Source organism: Flavobacterium sp., from assembly GCF_049590715.1.
Lineage (GTDB): Bacteria > Bacteroidota > Bacteroidia > Flavobacteriales > Flavobacteriaceae > Flavobacterium.
Window position 1 is genome coordinate 1 of sequence record NZ_JBAWDL010000123.1, and the last position, 4826, is coordinate 4826.

A 4826-nucleotide genomic window follows, 5' to 3' on the forward strand; every position below is an offset into this window, starting at 1 on the left:
GTTGCTAAAGTTATAGAAGGATAAAATGGATTCTCAGATAAAAAAAATACACCAGAAATTGGTGTCGAAAGAAATAACTTGTACGGCTTTAGTACAAGATAAATTGAACTTGCTTAAAGAAAATAAATTCAATTCCGTTAATTCAACTTTGGACACCTTAGCTTTGGATTTAGCAGCGAAAGTAGATGCTAAAATAACAAACGGAGAAACAATCGGTTTGTTAGAAGGAATTCCGTTTGGAATTAAAGATGTGTACATGGTTCAAGGAACCTATACAACAGCAAGTTCTGATTTACTTAAAAATTACAAATCACCTTACACCGCTACTGCTATTCAAAAATTATTGGATGCAGGTGCGATTCCGTTGGTAAAAGAAAACTGTGATAGTTTTGGTCACGGTTCTTCTAGTGAAAACACGATTTTTGGTGCGGTGAAAAATGCTATCAATCCAGAATTAGTGGCTGGAGGTTCTAGTGGAGGTTCAGCAGTGAATGTAGCTAAAGAATATACTGTTTTTTCAATTGGTGGAGATACTGGAGGTTCGATTCGTCAACCAGCGGGTTACAATGCTATTTTTGGTTTTAAACCAACTTACGGGAGAATTTCAAGATTCGGATTAATGGCTTATGCGTCTTCTACAGATTGCGTTGGACCATTAGCAAAATCAATCGAAGATATTCGAATTGTAATGAATGTGATGAGCGGGAAAGATCCAAAAGATCAAACCTCTATTGCTTCACATGAAATAAGTGAAGATGCAATTGCAGTGTCAGAAGTAAAAACGGTTGGGTATTTTAAAAATTTTATCGAAAGTGAAGCCATTGATGTGCAAGTGAATGCGGATTTCTTGGAAAGTATCGAAAAAATAAAAGCCAAAGGAATTACTGTAAAAGAATTGGATTTCTTCAAATCAGATATTTTAGTTTCTACTTATTATACTTTGGCTATGGCCGAAACAGCTTCAAATTTATCTCGTTTGGACGGAACCAATTATGGAAACCGCATCGAAGCAGAGAATTTAATTGAAACTTATGCTGTTACACGTTCTGAAAACTTTTCTGAAGAAACAAAACGTAGAATTGTTGGAGGGAACCAAGTGTTGTCTCAAGGTTTCTCAGATGAAATTTATTTGAAAGGATTGGCTGTAAGAGATCAAATTTCAGAAAATTTCAGTAAAGATTTCGAAGAGGTGGATATTATTCTTTCGCCTGTAACACCTGCTGCTCCACCCAAAATTGGAGACAGTCTTAAAGATCCTTTGGCAATGTACTTGTCAGATGCGTATACCGTTGGGTTTAGTTTGGGACAATTGCCAACAATGACAGTACCTCAAGGAACAACTACAGGACTGCAAATTACAGCAGCAAAAAATAATGATGAATTAGTATTGCAATTTGCAAACTTCTTAAAAGATACACTATAATGGAATTGGAACAATTAACAGCGGCTTTAACAGCCCACGATTTAGAATTGGTAATTGGAATTGAAACACACGTCCGATTGAATACCAAAACCAAGTTGTTTTGTTCTTGTCCAAATCAAGAAATAGAAACACCTAATCAAAATATATGTTCGATTTGTACGGGACAAATGGGGGTTTTGCCTGCTCTAAATAAAGAAGCGATTACAAAAGCAATTTATTTTGGAAAAGCAGTAGAATCTACTTTTAGTAATGAAATAATTTCTTGGGATAGAAAGCATTACGAATATCCAGATAACCCGAAAAATATTCAGATAACACAATTTCACAATCCCGTTATTCCTGATGGTCACGTATCGTGTTATCGTAATGACGGTTCACAATTTACGGTAAATTTAACACAGGTTCACATCGAGGAAGATGCGGCAAAATTGATGCACGAAAAGAAAATTTCGTTAGTTGATTTTAATAAAGCAGGTGTTCCGTTGATTGAAATTGTTACAGAACCTTGTCTAAGAAATATCGAAGACGCTTCTACTTACGCACAATACATTCAACGTATTGTTCAAAATTTAGGAATTTCGGAAGCCAATTTGGAAAAAGGAGAATTCAAGTCGGATGTTTCGGTTTCTTTGCGTAAAAAAGATAGTGCCGATTTAAACCCAAGAACCGAAATCAAAAACTTGAACTCGTTTAAGTTTATGGTGGAAGCTTTGAAAGAAGAGGTCGAGAAACAATTCAATTATTTTATCGAAAATAATGAGTTTAGACCTGATCAAACTACCGTTTTATGGGATGCTGATTTGAAGCAAACCAAAGTAATGCGCAAGAAAGAATTTGAAGCAGATTACCGTTTTATTTCAGAGCCAGATTTACCTTTTGTAAATATCAAAGCTGAGATTGATGCTATCAGTGTAGATACAACCTTCTTGCCATATGCTGTGGAGTCTATTTTGATTGGTGGTGGTGTTTTGCCACAAGATGCTAAATTTTTCACGGCAGATGCTTTACGTTCTAGAACTTTTGTAACTTTAAATAACAAGATCAATGATCCTTCATTTGTAGCTAAAACATTGGCCAATAATGTGAAGGCAGAAGATTATGCTAAAATTCATAATATAGCCCATTTAGAAACCATTTTTGTTTTATTTAAAGCAGAAAAAATCACGGCAGTTTTAGTTCAAAACGCCATTGCAGGGTATCTAAAAGATCAAAAATTTGATTACAATAAATACTTCGCTGAGAACACGATTTCTGAAGATAAAATTCAAGAAGTTATTGCGAAAGTGCTTTCAGAAAATGAGGGGGTTGCCAATGATATCAAAGCGGGTAATGAAGGTAAAGCTGGAATTTTGGTAGGGAAAGTTTTGGCTGTTGTTGGTAAAGGCGCCGATGGAAAAGCAATCCGTAAAATTATTTTAGATAATTTAGCCGTTGGGACGGTAGGGACAGGTCGCGACCTGTCCGTACACGATGGGATTGTAGGGACAAGCCGCGACTTGTCCGTACGTGATTCGTCCGCACAAGAAGAGTCCCTTCCTGAAGTTCCAATTATTATAAAAGATACATACAGAACACATAAAATTTCACAACTATCCGAAGAAAGCATCAAAGAAGAAGTAATGTTGTCTGGATGGGTAGCGAGTGTGCGTGACCACGGGGATTTGATGTTTATTGATTTACGTGATTCAAGTTATGAAATTTTCCAAGTTAATATTAGTAGAGAAACTTTTCCTAATATCGATGAGTTAGTAAAATTGAAGCCAGAATCGGTTATTTCAGTAACGGGAATTGTAGTAGGTCGTAATGAAGATGATTTTAATGCAGGATTACGAACAGGTAAAATTGAATTAGAGACATCTGCTTTAGAGATTTTAAACTTGTCTAAAACGTTGCCTTTCGAAATTAAAAGAGCCGCTAAGACAAACGAAGCGATTCGTTTTCAATACAAATTTTTGGATCACAGAAATGAAGAGGTAAGAAGAGCCATTGTTAACCGTCATAAAGTAATTAAGTTATTGCGTGACATGTTGGATAACGAAGAATTCTTAGAAATTGAAACACCAATTTTGAGTGCTGGTACCGATGAGGGAGCACGTGAATTTATTGTTCCGACTCGTAAAGGGTCTGGATTGTTTTATACATTACCGCAAGCCCCACAACAGTTCAAACAGATGTTGATGGTGAGCGGTTATGAGAAATATTTCCAAATTGCACGTTGTTTCAGAGATGAGGATTCTCGTGGAGATCGTCAGCCGGAATTTACGCAGTTGGATATCGAAATGGCGTACGCCAGTATGCAGCAAATTATCGATTTGAATACAAAAATGTTCAATGAAATAGTAGCCAAAGTGTACGGTAAAAAATGGATTTTACATCCGTTTGAAGTGATTACTTATAAAAATGCGATGGATTTTTATGGTTGTGACCGACCTGATTTACGTTACGGATTAAAAATGCAAGACATCACCGAAATTGTAAAAGAAACGACTTTTCAAGTGTTCTCTAAACCAATTGATGAAGGTGGAATTGTAAAATGTATCAAAGTTTCGGCTCAAGAGCAAGGAAACAAACGTATGTCCAAAGGGCAAATCGAAACCTTGACAGCGGTTGCACAACAACATGGTTTGGGTGGTTTGGCTTATATTATTGTGAATGAAGGCGAATTACAATCACCGATTATTAAGTTCTTAGGCGAAGAAATTGCAGCAGGAATTATCAAAGCGACTAATGCTCAAGTAGGCGATATTGTATTCTTCTCGGCAGCAGATTATGCTACGGCAAACAAGGCTTTGGATGCTGTTCGTCAAGAAATGGGTCGAATGTTGAATTTAATCAATCCAAAGGAATTGCGTCCGGCTTGGGTAGTTGATTTTCCAATGTTCGAAAAAACAGACGAAGGAAGATGGACGTTTACACACAATCCGTTCTCGATGCCTGCGATTTACGATTTGAAAAAGCACATGGATGGTAATGAAGACGAAATTGGAACTATTATTGCACAACAATACGACATCATCTTAAATGGATATGAAATAGGTGGAGGATCGGTTCGTGCGCACAAATCAGAAATCTTAGAAGCAACTTATAGAAATATGGGTTATAATAAAGAAGAGATGATGAAGAGTGTAGGAACGATGTACAAAGCTTTCCAATACGGTGCACCACCACACGGAGGAATCGCTTGGGGAATTGACCGTTTGATGATGATTTTGGAGAAAAAAGCATCGATTCGAGAAGTAATGGCTTTCCCGAAAACAGGATCCAGTGAAGATTTATTATTTGGAGCACCATCCCTTCTATCAGACAGAAAAGTTGAAGAAATGAATGTGAAGATTATAAGAAAGTAGGTTTCTTGATTTCTATAAATAAATTAAAAGCGGATTCGTATCGAAAGATAAGAATC

2 protein-coding genes are annotated in these 4826 nt (G+C 36.5%); both read left to right on the forward strand.

What is annotated here, in order from left to right; translation table 11 throughout:
* Nucleotides 1-25 precede the first annotated feature (25 nt).
* Nucleotides 26-1423 carry an amidase gene (locus tag WBQ70_RS05595; protein ID WP_423911542.1) on the forward strand — a complete coding sequence of 466 codons (1398 nt, stop codon included), beginning with the start codon at nucleotides 26-28 and terminating at the stop codon, nucleotides 1421-1423.
* Nucleotides 1423-4770: a bifunctional amidotransferase subunit GatB/aspartate--tRNA ligase AspS gene (gene gatB/aspS, locus WBQ70_RS05600; protein ID WP_423911544.1), complete on the forward strand. Its 3348-nt coding sequence runs from the start codon at nucleotides 1423-1425 to the stop codon at nucleotides 4768-4770. Before WBQ70_RS05595 ends, gatB/aspS begins: the two co-directional genes overlap by 1 nt.
* Nucleotides 4771-4826: the final 56 nt, after the last annotated feature.